At 70.6% G+C, this 25,874-nt stretch carries 30 protein-coding genes and 2 tRNA genes; 23 read left to right on the top strand and 9 right to left on the bottom strand.

The window, feature by feature from the left end; all coding sequences use genetic code 11:
- Positions 1 to 84 precede the first annotated feature (84 nt).
- Genes ACYVK5_RS13215 through ACYVK5_RS13240 form a run of 6 tightly spaced genes read right to left on the bottom strand, consistent with a single transcriptional unit; the run spans position 85 to position 2,242 of the window.
- Entirely contained in the window at positions 85 to 207 is a 123-nt protein-coding gene (locus tag ACYVK5_RS13215; protein WP_460705650.1) for a hypothetical protein, read from the bottom strand.
- Entirely contained in the window at positions 204 to 359 is a 156-nt protein-coding gene (locus tag ACYVK5_RS13220) for a hypothetical protein (protein WP_460705652.1), read from the bottom strand. The genes ACYVK5_RS13215 and ACYVK5_RS13220 overlap by 4 nt, the downstream gene beginning before the upstream one ends.
- Positions 356 to 577 carry a hypothetical protein gene (locus ACYVK5_RS13225; protein ID WP_460705654.1) on the bottom strand — a complete coding sequence of 74 codons (222 nt, stop codon included), beginning with the start codon at positions 575 to 577 and terminating at the stop codon, positions 356 to 358. Before ACYVK5_RS13225 ends, ACYVK5_RS13220 begins: the two co-directional genes overlap by 4 nt.
- Positions 574 to 876 (bottom strand): hypothetical protein, encoded by a 303-nt coding sequence (locus ACYVK5_RS13230; protein ID WP_460705656.1) that lies wholly within the window; start codon positions 874 to 876, stop codon positions 574 to 576. The genes ACYVK5_RS13225 and ACYVK5_RS13230 overlap by 4 nt, the downstream gene beginning before the upstream one ends.
- On the bottom strand, positions 873 to 1,883 hold the full coding sequence (locus ACYVK5_RS13235; protein WP_460705658.1) for a hypothetical protein: 1,011 nt from the start codon (positions 1,881 to 1,883) through the stop codon (positions 873 to 875). The genes ACYVK5_RS13230 and ACYVK5_RS13235 overlap by 4 nt, the downstream gene beginning before the upstream one ends.
- On the bottom strand, positions 1,880 to 2,242 hold the full coding sequence (locus tag ACYVK5_RS13240) for a KOW motif-containing protein (protein ID WP_460705660.1): 363 nt from the start codon (positions 2,240 to 2,242) through the stop codon (positions 1,880 to 1,882). The genes ACYVK5_RS13235 and ACYVK5_RS13240 overlap by 4 nt, the downstream gene beginning before the upstream one ends.
- A gap of 110 nt (positions 2,243 to 2,352) precedes the next feature.
- Here ACYVK5_RS13240 and ACYVK5_RS13245 point away from each other — a divergent pair, with 110 nt between their 5' ends.
- Positions 2,353 to 2,970, top strand: a complete 618-nt coding sequence (locus tag ACYVK5_RS13245) for a hypothetical protein (protein ID WP_460705662.1) — start codon at positions 2,353 to 2,355, stop codon at positions 2,968 to 2,970.
- A 57-nt stretch (positions 2,971 to 3,027) separates the two neighbouring features.
- On the opposite strand, the gene ACYVK5_RS13250 is transcribed toward ACYVK5_RS13245, so the two are convergent.
- Both ACYVK5_RS13250 and ACYVK5_RS13255 read right to left on the bottom strand, forming a co-directional pair.
- Positions 3,028 to 3,258: a helix-turn-helix domain-containing protein gene (locus tag ACYVK5_RS13250; RefSeq protein ID WP_460705664.1), complete on the bottom strand. Its 231-nt coding sequence runs from the start codon at positions 3,256 to 3,258 to the stop codon at positions 3,028 to 3,030.
- A complete protein-coding gene (locus ACYVK5_RS13255; RefSeq protein WP_460705666.1) occupies positions 3,255 to 3,524 on the bottom strand; it encodes a hypothetical protein in 270 nt (89 codons plus the stop codon). The genes ACYVK5_RS13250 and ACYVK5_RS13255 overlap by 4 nt, the downstream gene beginning before the upstream one ends.
- Positions 3,525 to 3,638: 114 nt before the next feature.
- Here ACYVK5_RS13255 and ACYVK5_RS13260 point away from each other — a divergent pair, with 114 nt between their 5' ends.
- From ACYVK5_RS13260 to ACYVK5_RS13290, 7 genes are all read left to right on the top strand, one after another.
- A complete protein-coding gene (locus tag ACYVK5_RS13260) occupies positions 3,639 to 3,917 on the top strand; it encodes a helix-turn-helix domain-containing protein (RefSeq protein ID WP_460705669.1) in 279 nt (92 codons plus the stop codon).
- Positions 3,918 to 4,202: 285 nt separating this feature from the next.
- Entirely contained in the window at positions 4,203 to 5,390 is a 1,188-nt protein-coding gene (locus ACYVK5_RS13265) for a tyrosine-type recombinase/integrase (protein ID WP_460705671.1), read from the top strand.
- Positions 5,391 to 5,752: 362 nt separating this feature from the next.
- Positions 5,753 to 6,934: a helix-turn-helix domain-containing protein gene (locus tag ACYVK5_RS13270; RefSeq protein ID WP_460705673.1), complete on the top strand. Its 1,182-nt coding sequence runs from the start codon at positions 5,753 to 5,755 to the stop codon at positions 6,932 to 6,934.
- A 395-nt stretch (positions 6,935 to 7,329) separates the two neighbouring features.
- A complete protein-coding gene (locus tag ACYVK5_RS13275) occupies positions 7,330 to 7,665 on the top strand; it encodes a hypothetical protein (RefSeq protein ID WP_460705675.1) in 336 nt (111 codons plus the stop codon).
- A gap of 312 nt (positions 7,666 to 7,977) precedes the next feature.
- Complete coding sequence (locus ACYVK5_RS13280) at positions 7,978 to 8,493, top strand: hypothetical protein (protein WP_460705677.1); 516 nt, start codon at positions 7,978 to 7,980, stop codon at positions 8,491 to 8,493.
- Positions 8,494 to 8,523: 30 nt separating this feature from the next.
- The gene (locus tag ACYVK5_RS13285) at positions 8,524 to 8,925 is read left to right on the top strand and encodes a helix-turn-helix domain-containing protein (protein WP_460705679.1); all 402 of its coding nucleotides are present in this window, start codon (positions 8,524 to 8,526) and stop codon (positions 8,923 to 8,925) included.
- A gap of 50 nt (positions 8,926 to 8,975) precedes the next feature.
- Positions 8,976 to 9,419 carry a hypothetical protein gene (locus tag ACYVK5_RS13290; protein ID WP_460705681.1) on the top strand — a complete coding sequence of 148 codons (444 nt, stop codon included), beginning with the start codon at positions 8,976 to 8,978 and terminating at the stop codon, positions 9,417 to 9,419.
- Between the two features lie 382 nt (positions 9,420 to 9,801).
- Here ACYVK5_RS13290 and ACYVK5_RS13295 read toward each other — a convergent pair whose 3' ends face one another.
- Positions 9,802 to 11,505, bottom strand: coding sequence for a GMC oxidoreductase (locus ACYVK5_RS13295; RefSeq protein ID WP_460705683.1), 1,704 nt, complete (start codon positions 11,503 to 11,505; stop codon positions 9,802 to 9,804).
- Between the two features lie 148 nt (positions 11,506 to 11,653).
- Between ACYVK5_RS13295 and ACYVK5_RS13300 the strand changes: the two genes are divergently transcribed.
- From ACYVK5_RS13300 to pcaDC, 15 genes are all read left to right on the top strand, one after another.
- Positions 11,654 to 11,742: transfer RNA gene (locus tag ACYVK5_RS13300), tRNA-Ser, on the top strand.
- A 364-nt stretch (positions 11,743 to 12,106) separates the two neighbouring features.
- Positions 12,107 to 12,182, top strand: a tRNA-Arg gene (locus tag ACYVK5_RS13305).
- An 836-nt stretch (positions 12,183 to 13,018) separates the two neighbouring features.
- Positions 13,019 to 13,981 carry an ABC transporter substrate-binding protein gene (locus ACYVK5_RS13310; RefSeq protein ID WP_460705685.1) on the top strand — a complete coding sequence of 321 codons (963 nt, stop codon included), beginning with the start codon at positions 13,019 to 13,021 and terminating at the stop codon, positions 13,979 to 13,981.
- Positions 13,978 to 14,796: an ABC transporter permease gene (locus tag ACYVK5_RS13315; protein ID WP_460705687.1), complete on the top strand. Its 819-nt coding sequence runs from the start codon at positions 13,978 to 13,980 to the stop codon at positions 14,794 to 14,796. The genes ACYVK5_RS13310 and ACYVK5_RS13315 overlap by 4 nt, the downstream gene beginning before the upstream one ends.
- Entirely contained in the window at positions 14,793 to 15,713 is a 921-nt protein-coding gene (locus ACYVK5_RS13320) for an ABC transporter permease (protein WP_460705689.1), read from the top strand. Before ACYVK5_RS13315 ends, ACYVK5_RS13320 begins: the two co-directional genes overlap by 4 nt.
- A gap of 1 nt (position 15,714) precedes the next feature.
- On the top strand, positions 15,715 to 16,530 hold the full coding sequence (locus tag ACYVK5_RS13325; protein ID WP_460705691.1) for an ABC transporter ATP-binding protein: 816 nt from the start codon (positions 15,715 to 15,717) through the stop codon (positions 16,528 to 16,530).
- Positions 16,531 to 16,572: 42 nt separating this feature from the next.
- Positions 16,573 to 17,367 (top strand): IclR family transcriptional regulator, encoded by a 795-nt coding sequence (locus tag ACYVK5_RS13330; protein WP_460705693.1) that lies wholly within the window; start codon positions 16,573 to 16,575, stop codon positions 17,365 to 17,367.
- Positions 17,368 to 17,439: 72 nt separating this feature from the next.
- Entirely contained in the window at positions 17,440 to 18,645 is a 1,206-nt protein-coding gene (locus tag ACYVK5_RS13335; protein ID WP_460705695.1) for a thiolase family protein, read from the top strand.
- Positions 18,642 to 19,355: a 3-oxoacid CoA-transferase subunit A gene (locus ACYVK5_RS13340; protein ID WP_460705697.1), complete on the top strand. Its 714-nt coding sequence runs from the start codon at positions 18,642 to 18,644 to the stop codon at positions 19,353 to 19,355. The genes ACYVK5_RS13335 and ACYVK5_RS13340 overlap by 4 nt, the downstream gene beginning before the upstream one ends.
- 50 nt (positions 19,356 to 19,405) lie before the next feature.
- The gene (locus ACYVK5_RS13345) at positions 19,406 to 20,041 is read left to right on the top strand and encodes a 3-oxoacid CoA-transferase subunit B (RefSeq protein WP_460705707.1); all 636 of its coding nucleotides are present in this window, start codon (positions 19,406 to 19,408) and stop codon (positions 20,039 to 20,041) included.
- Entirely contained in the window at positions 20,038 to 21,216 is a 1,179-nt protein-coding gene (locus tag ACYVK5_RS13350) for a 4-hydroxybenzoate 3-monooxygenase (RefSeq protein WP_460705699.1), read from the top strand. The genes ACYVK5_RS13345 and ACYVK5_RS13350 overlap by 4 nt, the downstream gene beginning before the upstream one ends.
- Before the next feature lie 185 nt (positions 21,217 to 21,401).
- Positions 21,402 to 22,238: a protocatechuate 3,4-dioxygenase subunit beta gene (gene pcaH, locus ACYVK5_RS13355; protein WP_460705709.1), complete on the top strand. Its 837-nt coding sequence runs from the start codon at positions 21,402 to 21,404 to the stop codon at positions 22,236 to 22,238.
- The gene (gene pcaG / locus ACYVK5_RS13360) at positions 22,231 to 22,881 is read left to right on the top strand and encodes a protocatechuate 3,4-dioxygenase subunit alpha (protein WP_460705701.1); all 651 of its coding nucleotides are present in this window, start codon (positions 22,231 to 22,233) and stop codon (positions 22,879 to 22,881) included. The genes pcaH and pcaG overlap by 8 nt, the downstream gene beginning before the upstream one ends.
- A 36-nt stretch (positions 22,882 to 22,917) precedes the next feature.
- Entirely contained in the window at positions 22,918 to 24,171 is a 1,254-nt protein-coding gene (locus ACYVK5_RS13365) for a lyase family protein (RefSeq protein ID WP_460705703.1), read from the top strand.
- 20 nt (positions 24,172 to 24,191) lie between these two features.
- Positions 24,192 to 25,397: a bifunctional 3-oxoadipate enol-lactonase/4-carboxymuconolactone decarboxylase PcaDC gene (gene pcaDC / locus ACYVK5_RS13370; RefSeq protein WP_460705705.1), complete on the top strand. Its 1,206-nt coding sequence runs from the start codon at positions 24,192 to 24,194 to the stop codon at positions 25,395 to 25,397.
- The last annotated feature ends 477 nt before the right edge of the window (positions 25,398 to 25,874 follow it).

The following is a 25,874-nucleotide window of genomic DNA, read 5'->3' on the forward strand; positions in this document are numbered from 1 at the left end:
GGGTCTTCCACGCGGTCCAGACCATGTCGCCGACCGTGGCCAGCAGGCCGAACGAGACGGCGGCCAGCCCGATCTCCAACAGGCTCACGGGACCACCACCCACAAGGCGGTGAACGTGCCGGCGAACTGCCAGCCCAGCAGCGCCAGCAGGCAGCCGCCCAGCACCAGGACGCTGGCGGTCGAGTAGGTGTCAGCGCGGCGGGTCATGACGCGATCGCCTCCCGGAAGGTGCGGTACGCGTCGCGGATGTCCGGCGGACAGTCCGGCTCGGTGACGGCGTCGCCGACGACCTCGGCCAGGGCCTCCAGGGCGCGCAGCTTCCGCTCGGCGCGCAGGCCCTCCTCGATGAGTGCGTTCACTGGTCCACGCTCCGATCCGCGCAGCGGCACGCCGCCCCGCGCTCAAGCCGGTCCACAACCGGCGAAGGCTCGACCGAGGGCACGGCCGGGGTCACGATGTAGGCGCCGTCGGGCACGCTCGAGCCCCAGGCGTGGCCGATCCCGAGGCCGAGGCCCATCGCGATGACGACCATGGCCACGACGTGGCCGGTCTGCGCTGTGTCTAGGCGGGTCTTCACGAGACACCCCCGCTCGCACGCTGGTAGTCGAGCGTGGCGCTGGCCAGGACGTCGCTCGGCACGGCGTCGGGCTCGACGGCGAGGACCGCGGCGACGACTGCGCCGGGAGCACCCAGGACCGCGAGCGCCTCCAGCCACATGGCGGCCTCCTCGAGCTGCCCGACGGCGATCCGCCGTGCCCGGGCGGCCCATGCCAGCGCGATGGGCGTCCTCCCGGCCTGCTCGGCGGTCGCGTGGGCCGCGGATGCGAGCGCTTCGGCGTGGATGGACGGGGCCGGCATCCTCGTGCGGGCGGTCACCGGGCATCCCTGTTCGTGTCGCCCTCGGGGTATCCGGCGATCTCGTCGAGGGTGACCTGTCGCGGCGCCGACCCGTCGACCGGATTCACCTTCCACCGGCGGTCCCAGCCGTCGCCGTCCTGGTAGCGGTGGCGGCTGTCGACGATCGCCTGGGTGCCGTCATGCAGGAGCACGCGGTCGCCGATCACGGGCACGGCCATCGCCGTCGGGTCGTCCGGGTCGACGGCGGCCGGAGTCGCCGCTCGACCTGCGGGGCAGTGGCAGGTGACGGTCTTATTCGTTCCGCCGCCGCCCTGGGGGTAACGCTCGTGCGCGGTGTACGTGCCGCGTCCACCGCAGTAGGCGCAGCGCTCGGCCTCGCGGTGCACGCCGTCCTCCTCGGCCACGTCGGCGGGCTCGCCCTGGGGCTCAGTGCCGCACGTGCACCCGTCCTCCCACTCGTGGCACGTGTCGCACCACTCCGGCGGAGTCTCGCCGTCTGGCTGCTCGTGCGAGAGCTGGTGCTCGCGGACCTCCTCCTCGAACTCGTACGGGTTGTCCGGGTCGACCGGCCCGGCAGCGCCGATCGCGAAGTCGCAGCCGTCCTGCGGGCACTCGAACAGGTCCACCCCAGACGTCTTCGCCTCGGGCTCGTCCACCTTCGGCTCCGGCGCGGCAACGTGCGGCGGCGCGGGTGCGGCGTTCACCGCGGGGGCGTCGTCGGCCTCGTCCGCGATGTGCACGACCGACATACCCACGGTGCCCGCGTACAGCGCGTTCTCGCCCTCGTTGCGGATCCGACCCGTGGGCAGTACCGCCTTCGTGTGCGTACCGCTCTGGCGCACGGGGAGGCCGTGGGCCGCGGCGAACTCCTCAACGGCCTCACGCGAGGTCACGATCTCCGTGATCGTCAGCGCCTGTTCCGGGATGTGCCGGCCGGGGATTCCGTGCTCCTCGACCAGGTCCGCCAGCTCGCGCAGGCCGCCCGCGATGTCGGCCGCCGTCAGCGGCTCCCACCCGGCGCTCACGCCACACCCCCGAACGACAGCGTGACGCCGTCCGACGAAGCCGGGCCCTGGACCGGGACGTAGGGGATCGGCGCGTCGAACGGGGAGCGGCGGGCGGCAGCCTGCGCGGCCCAGAACCGCCCCAGGGTCACGCGCGGCGTGCGACGCGGGAGCGGGCGACCCTGCCCGAGCGCCTCGGCGCCCTCGATGGCCAGGTCGAGCGCGAGCTCGTCGGGGTAGTAGGCGTTCCAGTCATCGACCGGCGTGCCGTCGAGGTTGACGCGGATACGGCCGAGGCCGAGGTCCACCACGGCTCCGGTGCGGCCGGTGTGGGGGCCGGCGACGACCTGGACGCGGTCGCCGGGGTTGAACGATGCCATTGGTATGGTTCCTTCCGGTGGGGCCGTCCCGGGTGTCTGGCGATGCAGGGGCGGCCTTGTCGTGTGCCTGAGACCGTCAGGCGGCGGGGTCGAGCCGGTAGATTTCCGGCATGGAGTGGTGGGAAGGGTTCTGGGGCTGGCTGATCCCTGCCGCGACGTCGGTCATCGCTGCCGCGGTGGTCGTCGTGCAGGAGGTCCGGCACATGCGTGAGAAGCCCAGGGCGGGGCTGAGCATCAAGCACCTCGGCGAGCTCGCAGACGAGGACGGGCCGGCCTGGAAGGTGTTCCAGCTCGCGAACACTGGCGACGCGGCGGCACATATCCCGGCCATCGGGGTCGTGGGCGCAGAACCAGGCTTCCCGGACGGGGAGCACGAGAAGTTCCTCATTCCGCAGGCGCTTCCCCCGTGGAGCGAACACGTCTTCGCCGTCGAGCATGGCGACACGAGCCGCGCGTGGGCGTGGATCGTCACGAGAAGTCACCGTCGTCCTGGGCGGATGGTTGCGCGGTGGCTGCCGCTCGACGAGCGAGGTCCACTGATGGAAGATCTGCTGCGTCAAGTCGACGAAGCAAGGTCTCCTCGGGCACGCCTGTCACGATGGCTACGGCGTAAGCGGCTACCTGCCTCTCCCGCCGGCGTGCCAGTAGTGCGGCTCCCCCGAGGGCGACGACTGTCAGAAGAAGAGGAAGGCCTCGTGCCGGACGGTCTGCGCACGCTGCGGCCGTGAGAACAACACCCGCGACCGCGAGAATCCACAACGGCCAGGTCGGCATCCTGCGGTACCTCATGCCGTCCTCCCCGCGCGGTACTCGGTCAGGTCCGTCACGGACGGCGCCGTGTGGGGGCACGGGACCTGGTCGAGCCAGGCGTCCAGGCACTCGGGCCGGATCGTCCAGCGGCCGCCCTTGACGCGCTGCGTGCCGTGCAGCTCGGCCGCCTCGAGCGCCCTGCGCACGGTCACCGGATGCCGACGGGCATCAGCGGCCGCCTCCGCGACCGTCAGGCGGGCGGTCACGCCGAAACCAGCTCTGCTGCGTTGATCGCGTCCTCGGCGGCCTCCGCCTCGGCGAGCAGAGTGGACGGCCGAGTCTTGAGCGCCCGGGCGATCGCGACGAGCTCGGTGTGCTTGATGCCCGTTGCGTCGAAGAATCGCCGCTGCGTCGTGGTGAGCGGGAGAGCTGCGAGTCGCGCCACCTCGGCGACGCTGAGGTCGAGTTCCTTTCGACGGCGGGTGAGGGTACCCGCCAGGGTGGCTGAACCACCCGTATGGGTTGCCGGCATGATCAGGACGCTACAGGCGTCCCGAGGGCGCGTCAACCCATATGGGTAGGCTGGCGGACCTAGATCACCCTGTACGGGTTACCGCGCAACCCATATGTGGCTACCATCGCTTCAATGAGCACAAGCACAGGCCCCACCAGGGACGCCATGACCATCGCGCTCGGCCGCACCATTGCCGCCGAGCGGACCGCGAAGGGATGGACCCAGGAGGAACTGGCCGAGCGACTCAACATCCATGTCAATTCGCTCCGGCGTTACGAGCTTGGCCAGCGAGACATTCCGCACACGGTGACCATCGCCGTCGCACAGGCGGTCGGCCGACGCGCCTCGGAGCTCGTTCGAGACTCCGAGGAGCGCGCGGACCGGGAGGCTACCGAGGGTCCATCGCAGTGAGGTCCAAGCCGAGCGTTCGGATCCGGACCCACAGATCAATCGTGGTCGTCGCGTCGTCCCACTCGGGCAGCGCTGTCGTGGGTGAAGACGCATCAAAGTTGTCGGTGTCCCCTGTTTCTGCCATATGGAGATCTTGCGACCTTCTGCCTCCTTCGTAAAGACGTTTCGAAAACCTCACCCTCTCGCATTCTTGGCCAGGTAACGGACATTAACGCCTATATCGACCGTCCAAGATAGTTCATTTCCGCACGCATCTACATTCCGCAATGGGGAGGTGGCGCCGATATGGCATGGGTGCGAACTCTGCCGTCCGGCAAGTACGAGGGCCGGTACCGCGGCCCGGACAAGAAGACCAGGACCGTTCCCGGTGGGCCGTTCGTCCACAAGGCCGAGGCGCGGCGCGTGGCAGCCGCGGCCGAGGCCGATTCCCGCTCGCTCGGCTGGCGCGACCCCGCCGCCGCCGGGCGCACGTGGCGCGAGTGGTGCGAGGAGTGGTGGCCGAGCCGCAAGGTGGCCGCGAGCACCATGAAGACCGACGTCGGAACCCGGGACCTGCACCTGATGACCCGGTGGGGCGACGTCCCGCTGATCGACATCACCCGGCAGGACGTGAAGAAGTGGGCCGCCGAGCTGCGCAGCACGACCGACGAGGACGGCGAGGTCACCATCCACCACGCCGCCTCCACCGTGCGCAACATCGTCTACCTGTTGTCCTCGTCGCTGCGCGCCGCCGTCGACGCCGAGATCCTCGTGGCGAACGTCGCTGCCGACCTCAAGCTCCCCCAGCCCGCACCCGGCAAGGAACGCTTCCTGGACCGCGACGAGTTCGACAAGCTCGTCGATCAGCTCCAGGGCGCCGACCGGGCCATGGTGCTGCTCCTGGCCGGCACCGGGATGCGCTGGGGCGAGGCGGCCGGCCTGCACCGCCACCGCATCGACCTGCGGCGCGGCATGATCGAGATCGTCGAAGCCCACGTGATCAGCGCCAACCACATCGCCCCGGTACCCAAGGGGAAGAGAATGCGGTCCGTGCCGATCGCACCATGGGTGGACCTGTCCGCGCTGGACACGGACGGCCCCGACACCTGCGGAGTGGAGCACCTCGAGGGCCACTGCCGCAGCGGCCTACTGCTCACAGCCGACGTCGGCAAGCACAAGGGCAATCTCATCACGCATGCCTCGTTCTCCCCCCGGTTCGACAAGGCGGTGGCCGACGCAGGCCTCGGGCACGTGCGCATCCACGACCTGAGGCACACCTACGCCTCGTGGCTACTCCAGGGCGGGCGGTCGATCGCCGAGGTCGGGAAGCTCCTCGGGCACGTGAGCGCGGTCACGACCGAGCGGTACTCATGGCTCGCCGAGCTCGCCTCCAAGGACGTCCTGAACGCCCTCGGCCCCGGCCCCGGCACACCCACACCGGCGCTCGTCGACGAGCTCGCCGCCCGGCGCGCCCGCCGGTCCGCGAGCGCCTGAGGGCGTCGCGCAGATGGCGCAGAAATGGCGCAGCCACCGACCGCACGGCGCTACACGAGACTTTACGAATCGGCCCGCGGACGGCCCCGGATCGTTGGTATTCCGCCGTTCTGCTTCTTTACACTTCTCGACGCTATACGGCGCTACGGGGCAATCCACGGACTTGAAAACCGTTGTGCGGCAACGCACCGGGGGTTCGAATCCCTCGCCCTCCGCCGTTGTCGAGGCCCGAGGATCGTTGGAATTGCAGCGGTTCTCGGGCCTTCGTCGTGTCCGGACCGGGCTCCGTGGGCACAGATTGGGCACACCCGTCCGGGATTCGGAATGATCTGTGGTGACGCAGTCCGGCTAGTCTCGGGGGCATGTCTGCCACTCTGGGCGAACGGCTGCGGGAGGTGCGCAAGCGTCGAGGGCTGACGCAGCGGGAGTTGGCGAGCGAGTCCGGGATGTCGCTGTCGCTAATCCGGAAGCTGGAGCAGGGCGAACTGCGGGGCGCGCGTCTGGAGACGGTGCGTCGGCTGGCCGCGACGCTGCGGGTGCCCACGACGCGGCTGGTGACGTCCACCAGCGAGGACGGGGCGAGCGCCTCGACCCTCGACCGGTGGGCCGGGGTCCGCGAGGCGCTGACCGCGCCCGTTCGAGACGTCGAGGAGTTACCGGAGCCACCGACGGTGGCCGGGGTCGCGGCGGCGGCTGAGGCGGCCGTTCCGCTGTTCTCGAGCGACCGGTTCGCCGAGCTGCAGGTGGCCCTGCCGGTGTTGCTACGGGAGGCGGACACGGTGGCTCGGCTCGATCCGGCTGGACGACAAGTCCGGGTGCGGTTGTTGCAGCTCACGGGGTGGCTGTTGACGCAGACGCGGCAGTTCGAGGCTGCACAGTGGTCTCTTGATGCCGCACTGGAGGGTTCGGCGGACCGGATCCAGGGTGCGGCCACGGTCTCGACGATGTGCTGGCTGCTGCTGCGTCAGGGGCAGCTCGGGCAGGCGCGCGAGCTGGCCACGCGGTGGGCCGACGACGTCGAGCCGCGCCTGTCCCGGGCCACGCCTGACGAACTGGCCGCGTGGGGGTGGCTGCTGCTGCGGCTGTCAGCAGCTGCGATTCGGGACAACCGCGAGGACGAAGCCGAGGACGCGCTGCGGCTGGCACATGCCGCCGCAGTGTCCCTCGGGCGGGAGTTTGCTCCCGACGGTGACTTCCTGCGGGCGTTCGGCCCGGTGACGGTGACGTTGAAGCGGACCGAGAACGCGATGATCCTGGACCGCCCGGACGTGGTGCTACACATCGCCGAGCGCATCCCGACCGGAGGGTTCCGGCCGACGTCGAACAACCGCAACCGTCACCTGCTGGACGTGGCCGAGGCATACACCCGGACGCGGCAGTACGGGAACGCGGTCGAGACCTTGGCCGGCATCCGCGCAGCGGCGCCGGAGTGGCTGCCCAACCAGCGGTACGCCCGGGACATCCTTGGGCGCATTGTGGCCCGGCGCCGGACGCTCACCCCCGAGATGCGGTCTCTTGCCGACACGATGGGCATGCCCGTCTGATCCGGGTTCCGTGGCACTTCCCGTTCGGCGCGATCAAAAGTGCCATTGTTCCTGCGTGTAGCGGTCCATAGCGTCAAATGCATGACGCAACCAACCAGGCCCCAACACGTCGCTCCCGACCCGAGCGGCACACTGCTGGAGGCCGGAAGCTCAACGTCCGATGTCGTCCCTCCTCCCCTGCGTCACGTGAGTGTGTCGTTGTGCGTCGCTCCGCGGTGCACCTGGGTTGCCGAACTCGGCGAGGCGGTGTGCTTCCGCCACGGCGGCGGCGAGTGGGTCGAGGACCTCCGACAGGCGGCCGACCAGTGATGGCGGCGCCCGAGCCCCAGGACTGGACACCCCCGCCGCGGCTGCGAATCGTGGTCGGCCGGCACGCAGGGCGGTCGGGTTTCCTGGTGAGGCGCGGGGAGGAGTCGGTGACCGTGGACCTCGGCGTCCCCGTCGACGGGGGCAGTGGGATCGTCGTCGTCCCGATCGCGTCCGTCCGGGACGACGACGTCCCAGTGCCGGGCGCTGCCAGCTCGGCGCCGCTGCCCCGCGTGTGGAAGGTGGGCGACCGGGTGAAGCGTGTGGAGGGACCGGAGATTCTGCTCGGTTCGGTCGGGACGGTCGTCGCGGTGGATATCCCCGGCCGTTGGCCCATCCGCGTGCAGGTCGACGCCCGCATTGGGTTCGGGGAGGTGCTGTGCTCGGCCGACGAGCTCGCGCCCGAAGACGAGGCCGGGCCGTGATCTGGGTGCTCGTGGGATACGTCGTCGTACTGGTGGTGTTGCTGGGAGTGCAGTCTGCATCGCGATCACGGCGGTAAAACGGCGACGAGCCCCGTCTGGCCGAAGTCGGGCGGGGCTCGGGTCCGCCCCCAGGCGGACGGCGCGGTGCCGGGTGGAGAACGGCCCGGGGTCGCGCCAGCTTCAGGCTGCGGTCATCGCGGGCGGGTGCCTACGGCCGGGGCGGGTGAGATGGCGGGTGAACTTTGGCCCAAAGTGGTTCCGTTCACGCCTTCTGTCGGGTTCAATGGAGCCCCGACCAGCGAAGGAGCGTGCGTGTCATCGACTGCTGCCTCACCTCACCGTTTGGCAATGCCACGGCGCAGCTGCCTGGACGAGACAGGGCAACCCGGTCCCGGCGGGTCCTGGTATGTTCCACGCGACAAGGAGAATAACGGGTCGCTCTGGTGGAAGTTGGACTATGCCGGGACCCTCAACAGGTTCCCGCGCACCACACGAGCACTACTCTCCAGCCAGATCAAACGGAAGCTGCAGCGGGCCATGCAGGGCTCGTTGACGTATGGTCACGGTCGAGAGTATGACGTCGAGAAGATGAACAAGACGGACTACGTGCTTGAGATTCGCTTCGACCGACAGTGGGGCGACAATCCACAGGAGCAGCTCCGAGTTCGGATCTACTTCAACGAACCTGCACCCCGGCAGCAAGTGCTGAAGCTGTTGAAGATGGCCGCCAAACATGACTACCCACTCGGGAAGCAAGAGCAAGACAGTCACGCTCTCGATGCGCAGGGGCGGCTTGATAGCTGCACGTTTGAACGGTTGGCCGCTTGAAAACGACGTCATCGCCAGAGGGGAAAGATCATGAATCTTGACGAGATTCTTGGCATTGATCCTGACGACCCGATGGACGCACTCGCCGAACGTCTAGTCGCCCATGACGAAAACCTGCTCGACGAACTGATCGCGTTGCGCAAGCAGCGCGGTTACAGCCGGAGCGATATGGCTCGTGAGATCGGAACCACGGAGGCAGTCATCGCTCGAATGGAGCAGGGCGAACGAGACCCTCAACTCTCCCTGCTACGCCACTACGCCCTGGTCTTGCAGGCTGAGATCCGGCATCAAGTCGACCTCTACGACCACGCGCGTGTTCAGCATGCCCGGCGAGCTGCGCTGGGGGCCGGTCCGACACAACGAGCATTCGCGACCTATGACACCGCGGTACGCAGTGTGGCCGCACGCGGGAAATGGATGATTCGTCGATGAGCTCAGCGCCCTTTCCTTACGTAATGCGTGGACTTGGCATCGCACGATGCATGGCGCAGCCGATTGAACATGAAAAGACCCAACTGCACTGGACGATCGCAGGCATCCACCTGACGCCCCTCGATGCGGAATCCGATTCGTCCAGGGAGCCATTAAAGGAACGGCACCCCGACTGGGCAATACTCGGTGAACTCTTTGCGCACAGCACTGATGGTGCTGTGGCTGTCACCTCGGAGATCATTCTGAACTATCGCAACGTTGAGGATGCGCTTTCGCTTGCGGACGAAGGTCGGCGGCGCGACGAGCTCGACCGGCTTGCTGACGAGCTGCAGCACCTGCTCTACGACTCGGCCGCGAACTTTGCTCGCATGCTGAAGAATTCCATCGACCTCGACGTGGAGGTCCCGATCGTGACGCCGGAACTCAGCGTCCACATGGCCGATACGTCCGATGCTGATGCTCCCGAGCCCGAGCCCGAGAGCGAGCACGCCTAACGCACGACCCGAGCAGGAAGAACGAAACCGCCCCGCCCACCGCGAGGGGAGCGGGGCGGTTCTGTGTGGAGGCATGGACGCCCGCCGGTGCCCCGGGCCGTTGGGAGGCGGGCGCGTCCTGGGCGGCGATGCTGGCCGGGTGCGGGCGGAAGTTCGAATCCCTCGCCCTCCGCTCCGGTGATGGGCGATCTGTGTCGCCCTGCGGGGGATCCAGGCCGCCTTCGCCATTTCTTGTGGGGGCGCAGCCCCCACGCCCCGCCTGGGGCATTGCCCCAGACCCTTGCCGGGGTGGGCTTGCGGGTTCGGGGGCGCCGTCCGGGGCTTTCTCCCCGGACGCCCTCTTGGGCGTTGCCTGCGGCCAGGCGCCAGTCCTCGCGATCCTTCAGGTGATGTCCACGATCGGCAGCCGGAGGCCGGCCGGCGCCGAGTCGGGGACGGCGGGACGGGCCGGGCGTACCGGGGAGATGCGCCGGTAGGGGGCGCCGAGTGCGGGGCGGCCGTCGTCGTCGCCCTTGTTGGGCCACAGCGCGCATGCACGTTCCGCCTGGGCCGTGATCGTGAGCGTCGGGTTCACGCCGATGTTCGCGGTGATGGTGGTGCCGTCCATCACGTGGAGACCGGGGTGACCGTACATCCGCAGGTACGGGTCGACGACGCCACGCTCGGGGGACGCACCGATCGTGCAACCGCCCATGATGTGTGCCGTCATCGGAGCGCCGAACGGTTCGGTCACGATGCTCCCGGCGACACCGCCCATCCGGTCGGCCATCCGCCGGGCGGTCTCGTGTCCTTCCGGGATCCACACCGGGTTGGGCTTCTCCTCCGGCCTCCGCGTCGTGAGCTTCCGCCCGAGCACCCCGCGACGCAGGTAGGCGTCCAGGGAGTTGTCGTGGCTCTGCATCACGAGGGCGATGACGGCGCGCTCGGACCAGCGCCGGTAGTCCACCAGGACTTGCAGCCACCTGAGGTGCCGGAGCAGCACGCCGCCCCAGCGGAGCGCGCGCAGCGGACGGTCGCCGGGGACCAGTGGCGTGACGAGGGCACCCATCAGATTGGATCCCTTGCCGTACCGGGTGGGTTCCACGTGCGTGTGCTCGTCGGGGAAGATCGAGGACGTGATCGCGACGCCCTGTGAGTAGTCGACGTCGGACACCTTCTTGGTCACGGCGCCGAGCAGGGACTCGGAGTTGGTCCGCGTCAGGCGTCCCAGCCGGTCCGAGATGTGCGGGAGCGCGCCGTCGGCCTTCATCCGGTGCAGCAGGTCCTGCGTACCCAGCGTCCCCGCCGCGAAGACCACCTCGCGGGCGGTGAACCGTTTGCGGTCCTTGCCCCTGCGGCTGGTGCGGTGCGTGAGGACCTCGTAGCCGCCGCCCGCCAGTGGTCTGACGACGCGTGCGGTGGTGAGCGGACGGACCTCGGCCCCGGCCTGCTCGGCGAGGTAGAGATAGTTCTTGACGAGCGAGTTCTTGGCGCCGTGGCGGCAGCCGGTCATGCACTCCCCGCACTCCCGGCAGCCCGTGCGCTCGGGGCCGGCGCCGCCGAAGAACGGATCGGCGAACGTCCGGTCCGGGCTGGGATCGGAGGCTCCGCCAGGGCCGAAGTACACGGCGACGTCGGTGGGCCGGAAGGTGTCGGCGACGCCCATGTCGGCGGCGACGTCGCGGATCAGGCGGTCCGCGGGCGAGTCACCATGATAGGTGGTCACGCCGAGCATGCGGGAGGCCTGGTCGTAGTAGGGGTCCAGCTCGGACTTCCAGTCGGTGATGTCGGCCCAGGCCGGATCCTGGAAGAACGCGTCGTTGCGGGGCCGGTAGGACACGTTCGCGTACACCAGCGACCCCCCGCCGACGCCGTTGCCCGTCAGGCACAGCACGTTGCGCAGGAGCGTGACGCGCTGGATCCCGAAGCAGCCGAGCTTCGGTGCCCAGAGGTAGTCCCTCAGGTGCCAGTTGTTCCTGGCGAACTCATGGTCCGCGAAGCGTCGGCCCGCCTCGAGCACGCCGACCGTGTAGCCCTTCTCGGTGAGCCTCAGCGCGGCGACGCTGCCGCCGAAGCCCGATCCGATGACCAAGACGTCGTAGTCCATGGGCCGAAGGTACTGGAGTATTGATGAAAACTTCAATAACACGCGATCCTGGCGGCGGCGACCCCCATCCGTGACCCACTTTGCCGGACGGCGGGTGCGCCAGGTACTCTGGGCTGCGCGCTCGCCGCCCTACGTGGTGGCCGCGCGAGGAGACGTCGCATAGTCAGGCCTAGTGCGCCACCCTGCTAAGGTGGTAACGGTGCAAGCCGTTCGCGGGTTCAAATCCCGCCGTCTCCGCTTCGGCGATGGGTGAGGTGTGCCTACTTCGTAGGCCGTTTCGCCTTCGCCGTTTCTGTGGGGGCGCAGCCCCCACGCCCCGCAGCGATGGGCGAGGTGTGCCTACTTCGTAGGCCGTTTCGCCTTCGCCGTTTCTTGTGGGGGCGCAGCCCCCACGCCCCGCCTGGGGCTCTGCCTCAGACCCCGCGTGGGTGGCCTTGTGTGGTCAGCGGACTCTCGTGTGGGTGGTGTTCGTAGCGGCAGCAGGGTGGGTGTGGTGTCGTCGGTCACGAAGTCGGATTTCGGTTTTGGAACCCGGTCGTGAGGCGGTAGTGTTCTCGTCGTTCGGCCGCGTGAGTGGTCGGCACGGTAGAAGTACCGGTAGGCGCCCGTAGCTCAACGGATAGAGCATCTGACTACGGATCAGAAGGTTGGGGGTTCGAATCCCTCCGGGCGCACCATCTGTAACGAGGCCCCGGCCAGCGGAAACGCTGGCCGGGGCCTTTGTCGTTCTCGGCGCTGTACCCGACCTCGGAGTGAGCGGCGGGCTGCTGTCCTGCGCCTGAGGTTCGGGGTGGTAGTCCGTTGCGGCTCGTCGCGAACCGCAGCCTGCGTGCGCCGATCGCCGTCGAGCCGCAGGGACACGCCGACGACACCGGGAATTGTCGGCGTGTCACTGCGGATCGGCGACGGAAACCGTTTGCGAACTGCGGTTCGGCCGGCACCAACGAACTCACGGTGCGGTTCGAGCGCAGGCAACCGTCGCGCGGCTGCGGTTGGACCCGCGCTGCCGACATGATGGTGCGGTTCGCCGGAAGCAGCCCGGCGCGAGGTCGCAGTTCGTGACGAACCGCAAGGGACTACCACCCCGAACCTCTGGCGCGGGATATTGGCGGCACAGATGCGTGTCCGCTCTGACGTTCGGGATTAGCGGCCAGAAATCGTGTCCGTCCCGGGCATGTCGTGGTGTCATCTGGAGCGTCCGGCCCAGCCTTTGCGGGCTCGGAGTTCCCGGCTCGAACCCAGGGTTGGCGATGGGCGGCCGGCTGGTTCCTGACGGTCCGTCGCCGATGGCTCGGGGCGGACGCCGCTCCCGCCGACGCTGCGCCCCACCTCACCGTCGGGGCCGCACCTCACCGTCGTGGCCTCGCCGCCGTCGGGCCGAGGGCCGCCGTCGTCGTCGCCGATGGTTGACGCCGGAGTCGGCCCTTCGCTACGTTCTCTGTGAGCACACTCGTTCGTTATGCGAATCTCCGACGGCCAGGGGTGTGCCGAGCATGTTCAAGGGAGAACTACCGTGAATCGCATCGTCTCGTCCGTGGCCGCCGGCGCGGCCGTCGTACTGACCCTCGCCGCCTGCAGCGGTGCGGAGGAACCGGCCGAGTCCGCCGAAGGAGAGCTCACCGAGGTGACGGTCGGCGTGATTCCGATCGTCGACGTTGCACCGATCTACCTGGGCAAGGAGAAGGGCTTCTTCGAGGCGCAGGGGCTCGACGTCAACCTCGAGCTCGCCCAGGGCGGTGCGGCGATCGTGCCGTCGGTCGTCTCGGGGGAGTACGAGTTCGGCTTCAGCAACGTCACGTCGCTGCTCATCGGAGCGAGCAAGGGCGTGCCGGTCAAGGTCGTCGGGCCGGGAAACTTCACCACGGGCGAGGTCGGGAACGACTTCGGCGGCGTGGTCGCAGGCGCCGACTCGGGGATCGAGGACGTCGCCGACCTCGACGGCGCCACGGTCGCGGTCAACACCTTGAACAACATCGGCGACTCCACGGTGCGGCACGTCGTCGAGGAGGCGGGCGGCGACCCGGGTGGGGTCGACTTCGTCGAGATGGGCTTCCCCGACATGCCCGCCGCGGTCGCGAACGGTGACGTCGACGCCGCATGGATCCTGGAGCCGTTCCTGACGATCGCTCAGGACCAGGGCGCGGAGCTGATCTCGTCGAACTACGCCGAGACCGACCCCGAACTGATGATCGCCGCGTACTTCACGAGCGACCAGCTCGTCGCCGAGGAGCCCGAGACGGTGGAGGCGTTCCGGACGGCGCTCACCGAGTCGCTCGCCTACGCCGAGGAGAACCCGGACGAGACGCGCGAGATTCTCGACAGCTACACGGAGATCGACCCCGCAGTGAAGGAGGCCATGGTGATGCCACGGTTCGACACCGAGGTGACCGCGGACTCGTTCCAGACCCTCGCGGACCTCGCCCTCGAGTACGGCCTGGTCGACGGTGAGATCGACACCTCCCAGCTGCTGCCGTGAGCTCTCGCACCACCGCTCGCACCACCGCACGCACCGGCGTCCGGGCGCCGGCCTGGGCGCTCGGCGCGGCCGGGATCGTGACGTTCCTGGCCGTGCTCGAGCTGGCGCCCCGCACCGGCGTCGTGGACGCGCGCTTTCTCCCGCCGGCCTCACGGATCGGCCTGGCGCTCGGGGAGCGGCTCGCGACGCCGGAGTTCTGGGTCGCTCTGGGTCAGACGCTCACCACCTGGATCACCGGCCTGGCGATCTCGCTCGCCGCGGGGGTCCTGCTGGGTGTCGTCATCGGGATGGTCCCGGTGCTGCGCAAGCTCACCGCATCCACGATCGAGTTCCTGCGACCGGTCCCGTCGGTGGCCCTGATCCCGGCGGTCGTGCTGATCGTGGGCCCGGGCAGGATGGAGTCCACTCTCGTGCTCGTGGTCTACGCGAGCTTCTGGCAGGTGCTCATCCAGGTTCTCGCGGGTGTGCAGGACGTGGACCCGGTGGCGGCCGACACCGCGCGCTCCTACCGCTTCTCGATCTGGGCCCGCGTGCGGACCCTCATCTGGCCCACCGCGCTCCCGTACGCGATGACCGGGCTGCGCCTCGGCGCGTCGGTGGCGCTGATCCTGACCGTGACCGGGGAGATGCTGCTCGGCACGCCGGGAATCGGGAAGCTCCTCGGCGTCGCTCGGGAGTCGGGTGCCTACCCGTCCATGTACGCACTCGTCGTCGTGGCCGGCCTGCTGGGACTGGCGCTCAACCTGCTGGCGCGGCTGGTCGAGGCTCGCGCCCTGTTCTGGCATCCGTCCGTGCGAGGGGAGGTCCCGGCATGATCCCGTCCGACGCGCCCGCGGAGGCCGCGGGCAGTCGTCGTCCACAGGGCGCCGACGGCGCGGGCCACTCACAGGAAGTGAGCCGTCCGCAGGCCGCGGGCCGCCCACGGCTTGCCGTCCGCGTGCTCCGGAACGTCGGCTGGACCCTGTTCCTGCCGGCCGTGATCCTCGCCGTCTGGTGGTTCGCCAGCGCGAACAGCACGTCCTTCTTCAACCCTCCGCTCGCCGACATCCTCGGCACGTTCGGGTCCACGTGGTTCGGCACCGGCGGGGAGGGGCTCGCCGACTCCCGCCTGACCCGCGACGTCCTGCCGAGCGTCGGCCGGCTGCTCGCCGGGCTCGCGGTGGCGGGGGTCGCCGGGATCCTCGCGGGTGTGGCTATCGGCCTGTCCCGCGGGCTGCGCGCGTTCACCGAGCCGGTGCTCGAGTTCTTCCGGGCGATCCCGCCGCCGATCATGGTCCCGGTGCTGGTGCTCTTCTTCGGCATCGACACCACGATGAAGGTGGCCGTCATCGCGTTCGGCACGCTGTGGCCGATCCTGCTGAACACGGTCGAGGGAGTCCGCGGACTCGACCCGGTGCTGCGGGACACCGCCCGGGCCTACCGTCTCGGCCGGTTCGCCCTGCTCACCAAGCTGATCCTGCCCGGCGCGGCCCCGCAGATCGTGACGGGCGCCCGCCAGGGGCTGTCGCTCGGGATCATCCTCATGGTGATCAGCGAGATGTTCGCGGCCAAGGACGGCCTCGGCTTCTCGATCGTCCAGTTCCAGCGCAGCTTCGCCGTGCCCGAGATGTGGTCCGGCGTGATCCTGCTCGGACTGCTCGGCCTGCTGCTCGCCCAGATCTTCCGGCTCGTCACCGACCGGATTCTCGCCTGGTACCACGGGTACCTGCAGTCCCAGCGCGGAGGTGCCTGAGATGTCAGACCGGACCATGCTGGCCGTCGAACACCTGAACAAGGTCTACTCGGGAGCCGGCGGGCCGGTGGAGGCCATCGCCGACCTGTCCTTCGAGATCGCGCCGGGGGAACTCGTGTGCGTCGTCGGCCCGTCCGGCGCGGGCAAGACCACCCTGCTGCGCTGCCTGGCGGGCCTGCTGCCCGCCACCGCCGGCGAGGTGCGGCTCGCGGAGGACCTCGTGACCGCGCCTCCCGCCGGGATGGCCGTGGTGCTGCAGGAGTACGGCCGCTCGCTCTTCCCCTGGCTGACCGTGGCGCAGAACGTGGAGCTGCCGCTCAAGGAGAAGCGCCTGAACCGGGGACGACGGCGGGAACTGGTGGCCGAGACCCTCGACGCGGTCGGCCTGGGCGACGTGCCGGACAAGTACCCGTGGCAGCTGTCGGGCGGCATGCAGCAGCGTGTGGCGATCGCCCGGGCGGCCGCCTACGAGCCGCAGGTGCTGCTCATGGACGAGCCGTTCGCCGCCGTCGACGCGCAGACCCGGTTCGACCTGGAGGATCTCGTCCGTTCCCTGTGGAAGCGGCTCGGGGTCACCGTCGTCTTCGTCACGCACGACATCGACGAGGCGATCTACTTGGCCGAACGTGTGCTCGTGCTGTCCGGACGGCCTACGGTGCTGCTTGAGGACGTCCGGGTCACCCTGGGCGCGGAGCGCAGTCAGCTCGAGACCCGGTCGGAGCCGGAATTCGCACGGCTGCGCACCCACGTCTACGAGCTGATCCAGGCGGCGAAGCGGGGCGTCCGGTCGGTGGCCGAGGCCCGCCTGACCCACTGACGTGCCGACCCGTCGTACCGAGCAGCGAGAGGGCGAGAGACCGTGAACGGAACAGCAGCCGAGGACGGCGGAAGCCGGCCGGGGGAGTTCGTGCAGTCCCTCGAACGGGGCCTGGCCGTGATCCGTGCCTTCGGCGCGGCGCACCCGGCCATGACCCTGAGCGAGGTCGCCCGGGAGACGGGCCTGAGCCGCGCGTCCGCGCGCCGCTTCCTGCACACCCTCGTCGAGCTCGGCTACGTCGCCACGGACGGGCGCTGCTTCACGCTGCGCCCCCGCGCGCTGGAGCTCGGCTACGCCTACCTGTCGGGGCTGACGCTCCCGGAGGTCGCGCAGCCGCACCTGGAGGCCCTGAGCGAGCAGGTCGGCGAGTCGACGTCGGTCGCCGTGCTGGACGACGCGGACGTGGTCTACGTCGCCCGGGTGGCGACCCATCGGATCATGAGCGCGGCGATCCAGGTGGGGACCCGCTTCCCCGCCTACGCCACGTCCATGGGCCGGGCCGTCCTGGCAGGGCTCGACGACGACGCCCGCGACGACTTCCTCGCCCGCGCCGAGCTGCGCCCCCTGACACCGCGGACACTCACCACCCCGGACGCCCTGCGCGCCGAGCTGGCACGGGTCCGCGAGCAGGGCTACGCGCTCGTGGACCAGGAGCTGGAGGAGGGACTGCGCTCGCTGGCCGTCCCGCTGCGGGGCACGAACGGCGACGTCGTCGCCGCGGTCAACGTGTCCGCACCGGTCCGGCGCGGCGATGTCGAGACGCTCGTCGCCGAGATCCTCCCGCCGCTGCGCAAGACGGCAGCGGAGATCGAGGCCGATCTCCAGCGGGTTCCGTAGTCCCGAGCCGGGTGTTAGTGTCAGATGTGCGCGTGAAGAACATGAGTTCGTAGAGCGAACAGGGATGGTGCAATGAGGCAGGCATTCGTGTACGACGCGGTCCGGACGCCGTTCGGCCGGTACGGCGGCGCGCTCGCCGGGGCGCGGCCGGACGATCTCGCCGCCTTCGTGCTGGAACAGCAGGTCAGCCGGGCGGGGGGACTCGACGCCGCGCGGATCGACGACGTGATCCTCGGCAACGCCAACGGCGCGGGCGAGGACAACCGCAACGTCGCCCGCATGGCCGTCCTCCTCGCGGGCCTGCCGGTCACCGTGCCCGCCGCCACGGTGAACCGCCTGTGCGGCTCGGCCCTCGACGCGGCGATCCAGGGCGCCCGGGCCATCGAGTGCGGCGACGCCGACGTCGTGCTTGCCGGCGGCGTCGAATCCATGAGCCGCGCTCCCTGGGTGGTGCCGAAGCCGGCTCGGGGCTTCCCGGCCGGAAATCTGGAGATGGTCTCCACCACCCTGGGCTGGCGCCTCACCAACGACCGCATGGAGCCCGACTGGACCGTCTCCATGGGGGAGGGCACCGAGCGCCTGCGGGAGAGGTTCAAGATCTCGCGCGAGCGCCAGGACGAGTTCGCGCTGCGCTCGCACCGTCTCGCGCACGAGGCGTGGGAAGCCGGCCGCTACGACGACCTGGTCGTGACCTATACGGGGCCGGGTGCCGGCAAGGAGCCGCTGGTCCGCGACGAGCCGATCCGCCCGGGCGGCGCGCCCGAGAAGCTCGCCGCGCTCACCCCGAGCTTCCGCCCGGACGGCACCATCACGGCCGCGAACGCCTCGCCGCTCACCGACGGCGCGAGCGCCGCCCTGCTCGGCTCGGAGGCCGCGGCCGACCTCACGGGTCTGCAGCCGCTGGCCCGCGTGGCCGGCCGGGCGGCGGTCGCGGGCGAGCCGCAGTACTTCGGGTACGCGCCCGTGGAGGCCGCGAACACGGCACTGGAGCGGTCGGGCATCACGTGGGACGACGTGGCCGCCGTCGAACTCAACGAGGCGTTCGCGGCGCAGTCGCTGGCGTGCGTCGATGCCTGGAAGATCGACGAGGCGATCGTGAACGCGTGGGGCGGGGCGATCGCCGTCGGCCATCCCCTGGGCGCGTCCGGGACGCGCGTGCTCGGCACCCTCGCTCGGCGCCTGCGGGCCGAACGCGGCCGGTGGGGTGTCGCGGCGATCTGCATCGGGGTGGGTCAGGGCCTGGCGGTGGTGCTCGAGAACACCGAGGCCGGAGGATGACGCGCTTCGCTGAGACGGCACGTGCCGCGCTCGGCGACGTCGCCGACGGGGCCACCGTGATGATCGGCGGCTTCGGGCCGGCGGGCCAGCCGGTCGAGCTCGTGGAGGCGCTGCTGGAGAGCGGCGCGGCAGATCTCGTCGTCGTCTCCAACAACGCCGGCAACGGCGAGGACGCCCTCGCCCGCCTGATCGCGCGTCGCCGGGTGCGACGTATCGTCTGCTCCTTCCCCCGGCAGGTGGACTCCTGGCACTTCGACGCGGCGTACCGGGCGGGGGAGATCGAGCTCGAGCTGGTACCGCAGGGCAACCTCGCCGAGCGCATCCGCGCGGCGGGCGCGGGCCTGGGCGGATTCTTCACGCCGACCGGCTACGGCACCCCGCTGGCGGAGGGCAAGGAGACCCGGGAGATCGACGGCGTGCCGATGGTGCTCGAAGCGCCGATCGGCGCGGACATCGCGCTGATCAAGGCGCACCGGGCCGACGGCGTCGGCAACCTCACCTACCGCCGGACCGCCCGCAACTTCGGGCCGGTGATGGCGACGGCGGCCCGCCGCACGGTGGTGCAGGTCACCGAGGTGGTGCCGACCGGGGAGATGGACCCGGAGGCCGTCGTGACGCCCGGCATCTACGTGGACACGGTGGTACGGCTCGACGGGACGACGACGATCGCGGGAGTCCTGGCGTCCGCAGCGAAGGAGGCCGTGTCGTGAGTGGTACGACGACGGAGCGGGCGGCGCGCGCTCCGCTGACGAGAGCAGAGATGGGCGCTCGCGTGGCCGCCGACATCGCCCCGGGCTCCTACGTGAACCTGGGGATCGGGCTGCCCACCCTGGTGGCCGACCACCTGCCCGAGGGCGCGCGCATCGTGCTGCACACCGAGAACGGCATGCTCGGCATGGGGCCGGCCCCGGCGCCCGAGGACGTGGACCCCGAGCTGATCAACGCGGGCAAGGCACCGGTCACCGAGCTGCCGGGTGCCGCGTACTTCCACCAGGCGGACTCGTTCGCGATGATGCGCGGCGGCCACATCGACGTGTGCGTGCTGGGCGCCTTCCAGGTGTCCGTCACCGGCGACCTCGCGAACTGGTCCACGGGCACGCCCGGCGCGGTCCCCGCCGTCGGCGGCGCGATGGACCTGGCCGTCGGCGCCCGGCGCAGCGTCGTGATGATGACGCTCCTGACCAAGGACGGCCGGCCCAAGCTCGTGCCGGAGTGCACGCTGCCGCTGACGGGCGTGGCGTGCGTGTCGCGGGTCTACAGCGACCTCGCGGTGATCGACGTCGGCCCCGAGGGCGCCGTCGTCGTCGAGACGTACGGCGTCACCCGCGCCGAGCTGTCCGACCTGCTCGGCATCCCGCTGCAGCCGGCCGGGACGACGCCGGGAGGGACGCCATGACGCCCGAACGCACCCAGGTGGCGATCGTCGGCGGCGGACCCGCGGGGCTCCTGCTGTCCGCGCTGCTCGCGCGGGACGGCGTCGACCACGTGGTGCTCGAGTCGCGTACGCACGAGGAGATCGCGAACACGCACCGCGCGGGCATCCTCGAAGCCGCCTCGGTACAGGCACTGGTCGACGCCGGACTCGACCGCGTCATCCGCGAGGGTGACCGGCACGAAGGCATCGACCTGCGGTTCGCCGGCGAGATGCACCGCATCGACTTCGCCGGACTGGTCGACTCCGCCGTCTGGCTCTACCCGCAGACGGAGGTCTTCAAGGACCTCGCCGCCCGGCGCGCCGCCGACGGCGGCGACATCCGCTACGGCGCGGCCGCCACCGACGTCGTCGGCCTCGACACCACCACGCCCGGCGTCGTCTACCAGACCGACGGCGCCCGGCGCGAACTCCGCGCCGACATCCTCGTGGGCGCCGACGGCTCCCACTCGGTCTGCCGCCACGTGCTCCCGGAGGCCGTGCGCCGCTCCTACTCCTACGAGTACCCGTACGCCTGGTTCGGAGTCATCGTCGAGGCGCCGCGCAGCGCCCCCGAGCTCGTGTACACGGCGTCGGACCGCGGCTTCGCGCTGATCTCCCAGCGCACCCCGACCCACCAGCGGATGTACTTCCAGTGCGACCCGGACGAGGACCCCGCCGCCTGGGACGACGAACGGATCTGGGCCGAGCTCCAGGCACGCGTCGCGGGCTTGGACGGGTTCACCCTGAAGGAAGGGCCCGTCGAGGAACGCACCGTGCTGCGGTTCCGCTCGTCCGTCGTCGAACCCGTACGGCACGGCCGCATGCTGCTCGCCGGCGACGCCGCCCACACCGTCCCGCCCACCGGCGCCAAGGGGCTGAACCTGGCGCTCGCGGATGTCGTCGTGCTGCACGACGTCCTGTCGGCATGGCGGCGCACCGGCGACGACGACGTGCTCGACGAGTACGGACGCCGCGCGGGCCGCCGCGTCTGGCGGGCGCAGAACTTCTCGGCCTGGATGAGCCGGATGCTGCACTCCCATCCCGGGGAGTCGGGTTTCGAGGCCCGGCGGCGGGTCGCGGAACTGCGCACGCTGGCGGAGTCCGAGGCCGGGCGGAGATTCCTGGCCGAGGGCTACACCGGCTGGGGACCGATCTGACAGGAGGGCGCAACGTGAGCACGACGCGACAGACATCGCCGGACGGCACGGCCGGCCCCGGCGCGACGGCGGACTCCGGGCCTGACACCGGCACGCCGTCCGGGCCCGGCACGGCGGCGGCCGACGTCAGCGAGCCGGCCGGGGTCGTCGGCGGGCCGGCCGGGATCACCGACGAGCCGGCCGGGATCACCGACGGGGCAGGAGCCTCGGACGCGCCGCCCGACACGCGGCTCGACACCGCCGCCGAACCGCAGTCCGCGATCACCGCCGAGATCCGGCGGATCGAGGAGACGTACCGTGCCGGCGTCGCGGCGGGCGCGCCCCGGGAACCGGGCCCGCGCCTCGACTACCCGCCCTACCGCAGCACCCTGCTGCGCCATCCGACCAAGTCGCCGCACCTCGCGGACCCCGAGACGATCGAACTGTTCGCTCCCGTGTTCGGCGAACGCGACGTGTCGCCGCTGGAGGCCGACCTGACCGTCCAGCACCACGGCGAGCCGATCGGCGAACGGATCGTGGTGACCGGACGGGTCGTGGACGGCGACGGCCGCCCGGTGCGCCGTCAGCTCGTGGAGATCTGGCAGGCGAACGCCGGCGGGCGATACCTGCACAAGCGCGATCAGCACCCGGCACCGCTCGACCCGAACTTCACCGGCGTCGGCCGCACCCTGACCGACGACGACGGCTGGTACCGGTTCCAGACCATCAAGCCCGGCCCGTACCCGTGGAAGAACCATTTCAACGCGTGGCGGCCCGCACACATCCACTTCTCCCTGTTCGGCCGGGACTTCACGCAGCGCGTGGTGACGCAGATGTACTTCCCCGGAGACCCGCTGTTCCCGCTCGACCCCATCTACCAGACCATCCCGGACGCCGACGCCCGCGACCGGCTGATCGCCGTCTACGACCACGACGTGACCAGCCACGAGTGGGCGACCGGCTACCGCTGGGACATCGTCCTGACCGGCGGCGGGCGCACGGTGTTCGAGCACGACCGCCCCGAGGAGGAGGACCATGAGTGAGCCGCGGAAGACCGAGCCGCGCGTGACACGAGGCCTCGCGGGCGCCACCGCCGGCGACGACGCCCCGGCCCGCCTGGCGCCGACACCCGGCCAGACGGTGGGACCGTTCTTCGGCTATGCCCTGCCGTTCGACAAGGGCAACGAGATCGTCGAGCCGGGCACCCCGGGCGCGGTCCGCCTGCACGGCACCGTGACCGACGGCGCCGGGGCGCCTGTCCCCGACGCCCTCATCGAACTCTGGGGCGCCACACCCACGGGCGACGTCATCCGCCACGGCGGCCACCTCGCCCGCGACGGCCGCTTCACCGGTTGGGGCCGCGCCGCCACCGACCGCGGCGGCTACTATTGGTTCCGGACACTCGAACCCGGCACGGCGCAGCCGGACGACGACGGCGTGGGCCGGCCGGCGCCCTTCTTCGCCCTCACCGTCCTCGGCCGCGGCCTGCCCGACCGGCTCTTCACCCGCGCCTACCTCCCCGACGGCGAACCCGGCGGAACGTTCCTGGACGGGCTCGCCCCCGACCGCCGTCGTACCGTGATGTGCGAACGCGAACCCGACGGCTCCCTGCGCTTCGACATCTGCCTGCAGGGTGACCGCGAGACCGTGTTCCTGGACTTCGGAGGACGCGATCCACGTGGATGAACCGGTGATTCCGGACAGCGCCGGAAGGTGGTCACCGTGACCGACGTCGGCCTGCTCACCCCCGGCCTGCACGGCCCCGCCGGACACCGGTCCGACGACGTCGCGGTGCTCCGCGCCATGCTCCGCGCGGAGATCGCGTGGGTCGAGGCGCAGACCGCGCTGAGGCTCGCCCCGCCGGAGGCGCACGACGCCGTGGCGGACGCGGCGCGGACCCTGCTCGGCGGGGGGCGCCCGGGCGACGATCCGGCACCGGCCGGCGAGGTGGCGCTCGCCCTCGCGGCGGCGCTCGCGGAGGAGTCCGCGGCCACCGGCAACCCGGTGATGCCCCTCGTGTCCCGGCTGCGCGAGGCACTGCCGGCCGACGCCTCGCCCGCCGCCGCATCAGCCGTGCACACAGGCCTGACCAGCCAGGACGTCGTCGACACCGCCCTGATGCTCATCGTGGCGGACGCCGTCGTCCAGCTCCGCCGCGACCTCGGGCGCGCTCGTACCGCACTCGCCGGCCTCGCCCGCGAGCACCGCTCCACACCGGTCCTCGCCCACACCCTCGCCCAGCCCGCCGTCCCGACGACGTTCGGCGCACGCGCCGCGACCTGGCTGCAGGGCCTCGCCGAGGCCGAGACCACTCTGGATCGCCTCGACCACCCCGTGGCCTGGGGCGGCGCGGCCGGAACCCTCGACAAGGCAGCCGGCACCACCCAGGTGCGACTCGACACCGTCGACGCCTGGGCAACCCGCCTCGGACTCACCGTCCCCGCTGCGCCCTGGCACGTGACACGGTTCCCCGTGCTGCGGGCAGGCGCGGCACTCGCCGAGGTGTGCGCCGCACTCGGCAAGATCGCCGCGGACGTCCTCACCGGTGTTCGCGACGGCGAACTGCGCGAACCCTCCGCCCCGGGACGCGGCGCGTCGTCGACCATGGCACACAAACGGAACCCCGTGCTGTCTCTCCTGCTGCGGCGCTCCGCGACAGCCGCGCCCGGCGCACTGCAGACCCTGCACACGGCCGCCGGGTTCGCGGTCGACGAGCGGCCCGACGGCACCTGGCACGCCGAGTGGCCGGCACTCCGGGACCTGGTCCGGCACGCCGTCGGGGGCGCGGCGCTCGCGGCCGAGCTGCTGGAGGGACTGTCGCTGGACGTGGAGGCTGCGGCCGGGAACCTGTCCGCCGGACTGGGCGGTGCGGGCGGAGCCGGCACCGCCGGTGAGCCGGAGGCGTCGCAGGTGTGGGACACGGGCGTGGCCGAGGCGGTGGTGGACCGGGTGCTGGCGAACTACCCCGCGAACTGATGACCGAGCGAAGGAGCGACATGACCACATCCCGGCCCGCGACGGGCGCCGTCCGGTTCGCCGTGCGGGACGCCTCGCGCCCGCTCGTCGTGCTCGGGCCATCGCTGGGCACGTCGGCCGAGGCGTTGTGGCGCGACGTCGCCGCGCTGCTGTCCCCGCGCCTGGACGTCGTCGGCTGGGACCTCCCGGGCCATGGGACCTCACCGGCGCTCGACGGCGGGGACGCCGACGACGGGTTCACGCTGGCCGACCTCGCCGCCGGCGTGCTCGACGTCGTCGCGGAGACTCAGGCGGCCCGCGGCGACGACGGGGCACGCTTCTGGTACGCCGGTGACTCGGTCGGCGGGGCCGTGGGGCTGCAGTTGCTGCTGGATGCACCCGGGCGAGTGGCCGGAGCCGCCCTGATCAGTACGGGGGTGCGGATCGGGACGCCGGAGGCGTGGCACGAGCGGGCGGAGCTCGTCGCCGCGGCCGGCACGCCGACGCAGGTCAGCGGGTCCGCCGAGCGGTGGTTCGCGCCGGGCTTCATCGAGCGGCGGCCGGACGTGGCCACCCGGCTGCTCGCGTCGCTGCAGGTCGCCGACCGATTCGGCTATGCGGCGGTGTGCCGTGCGCTGGCCGGGTTCGACGTGCGGTCGCGGCTGGGAGAGATCGAGGCACCCGTCGTGGCCGTCGCGGGACGGCACGACAGGGTGACACCGGTGGAGAGCCTGGAGGAGATCGTCTCCGGCGTGCGGCAGGGCAGGCTGCTCGTGCTGGACGATGTCGCGCACCTGCCTCCCGCGGAAAGTCCCGAGGCGGTGGCACGGGTGGTCGCGGAGCTCGTGGTCGCGGAGCTCGTGGGGGTCTCTGACCGGCGGCACGGCGAGGGCCTCGCGGTACGTCGTGAGGTGCTCTCGGAGGAGCACGTGGATCGTGCGATCGCGCGTACGACGCCGTTCACCCGCGACTTCCAGGATCTGATCACGCGATATGCATGGGGTGAGATCTGGACGCGGCCCGGTCTGGACCGGAGGACGAGGTCGGCGGTGACGTTGACGGCGCTCGTCGCCGGAGGCCACTGGGACGAGCTCGCGATGCACGTCCGCGCGGCACGCCGGAACGGCCTGACCGTCGAGGAGATCGGCGAGGTGCTGCTGCAGACGGCGATCTACTGCTCGGTGCCGAGCGCCAACCACGCTTTCGAGGTCGCGAACCGGGTGCTCAGCGAAGATGGGGAAATCTGAACGAAAAATTACCGAGCCTCGGTCTGGATGAGAGTTCCTTGGTGAACGAGGGGTGGACGGCGCGTTCCGGCGCGCCTCGGAGGGCTCGGCCAGGGGATGCGGCCAGGCATGACTGGCCTTCACTTGGTCTTCGAGGTCGCGAAGCCGCTGGTGTGGTGGCCGTCACGGCCGTCCGATTTTGACTCGGTGGCCTCCCTCCCGTAATGTTCTGGTCGTTCGCCCAAAAGGGAGGCACGGACAGGAACCGCGGAGAACGCGGGCTGGCCGGTCCCGAGGCGGAAACTCACTCAAGGTCTACCGAGTGCTTCGTGCGCTCTCGATCAGGTGGGGCTTGTCGAATCGCATCTGCGGCTCAGATCACTTTCACAGGATTTGGGACACGGAATCGGATCTGATAAGTTTCTGGAAGTCGCCCTGAGCGGGTCAAGCCGAGTGGTTTGGTTCGGATGTGTGCGTCGGTTGTTTGAGAACTCAACA

This window comes from Myceligenerans halotolerans, from assembly GCF_054782975.1.

What these genes read in the sequence shown, in the direction of transcription:
- ACYVK5_RS13265 (WP_460705671.1), top strand. Translation starts at nt 4,203, where the DNA reads ATGGCATGGGTGCGAACTCTGCCGTCCGGCAAGTACGAGGGCCGGTAC.
- ACYVK5_RS13345 (WP_460705707.1), top strand. Translation starts at nt 19,406, where the DNA reads ATGGGCGCTCGCGTGGCCGCCGACATCGCCCCGGGCTCCTACGTGAAC.
- ACYVK5_RS13290 (WP_460705681.1), top strand. Translation starts at nt 8,976, where the DNA reads ATGGCGCAGCCGATTGAACATGAAAAGACCCAACTGCACTGGACGATC.
- ACYVK5_RS13350 (WP_460705699.1), top strand. Translation starts at nt 20,038, where the DNA reads ATGACGCCCGAACGCACCCAGGTGGCGATCGTCGGCGGCGGACCCGCG.
- ACYVK5_RS13215 (WP_460705650.1), bottom strand. Translation starts at nt 207, where the DNA reads ATGACCCGCCGCGCTGACACCTACTCGACCGCCAGCGTCCTGGTGCTG.
- ACYVK5_RS13255 (WP_460705666.1), bottom strand. Translation starts at nt 3,524, where the DNA reads ATGCCGGCAACCCATACGGGTGGTTCAGCCACCCTGGCGGGTACCCTC.
- ACYVK5_RS13240 (WP_460705660.1), bottom strand. Translation starts at nt 2,242, where the DNA reads ATGGCATCGTTCAACCCCGGCGACCGCGTCCAGGTCGTCGCCGGCCCC.
- ACYVK5_RS13320 (WP_460705689.1), top strand. Translation starts at nt 14,793, where the DNA reads ATGATCCCGTCCGACGCGCCCGCGGAGGCCGCGGGCAGTCGTCGTCCA.
- ACYVK5_RS13335 (WP_460705695.1), top strand. Translation starts at nt 17,440, where the DNA reads ATGAGGCAGGCATTCGTGTACGACGCGGTCCGGACGCCGTTCGGCCGG.
- ACYVK5_RS13260 (WP_460705669.1), top strand. Translation starts at nt 3,639, where the DNA reads ATGAGCACAAGCACAGGCCCCACCAGGGACGCCATGACCATCGCGCTC.
- ACYVK5_RS13295 (WP_460705683.1), bottom strand. Translation starts at nt 11,505, where the DNA reads ATGGACTACGACGTCTTGGTCATCGGATCGGGCTTCGGCGGCAGCGTC.
- pcaG (WP_460705701.1), top strand. Translation starts at nt 22,231, where the DNA reads ATGAGTGAGCCGCGGAAGACCGAGCCGCGCGTGACACGAGGCCTCGCG.
- pcaDC (WP_460705705.1), top strand. Translation starts at nt 24,192, where the DNA reads ATGACCACATCCCGGCCCGCGACGGGCGCCGTCCGGTTCGCCGTGCGG.
- ACYVK5_RS13285 (WP_460705679.1), top strand. Translation starts at nt 8,524, where the DNA reads ATGAATCTTGACGAGATTCTTGGCATTGATCCTGACGACCCGATGGAC.
- ACYVK5_RS13340 (WP_460705697.1), top strand. Translation starts at nt 18,642, where the DNA reads ATGACGCGCTTCGCTGAGACGGCACGTGCCGCGCTCGGCGACGTCGCC.
- ACYVK5_RS13270 (WP_460705673.1), top strand. Translation starts at nt 5,753, where the DNA reads ATGTCTGCCACTCTGGGCGAACGGCTGCGGGAGGTGCGCAAGCGTCGA.
- ACYVK5_RS13245 (WP_460705662.1), top strand. Translation starts at nt 2,353, where the DNA reads ATGGAGTGGTGGGAAGGGTTCTGGGGCTGGCTGATCCCTGCCGCGACG.
- ACYVK5_RS13325 (WP_460705691.1), top strand. Translation starts at nt 15,715, where the DNA reads ATGTCAGACCGGACCATGCTGGCCGTCGAACACCTGAACAAGGTCTAC.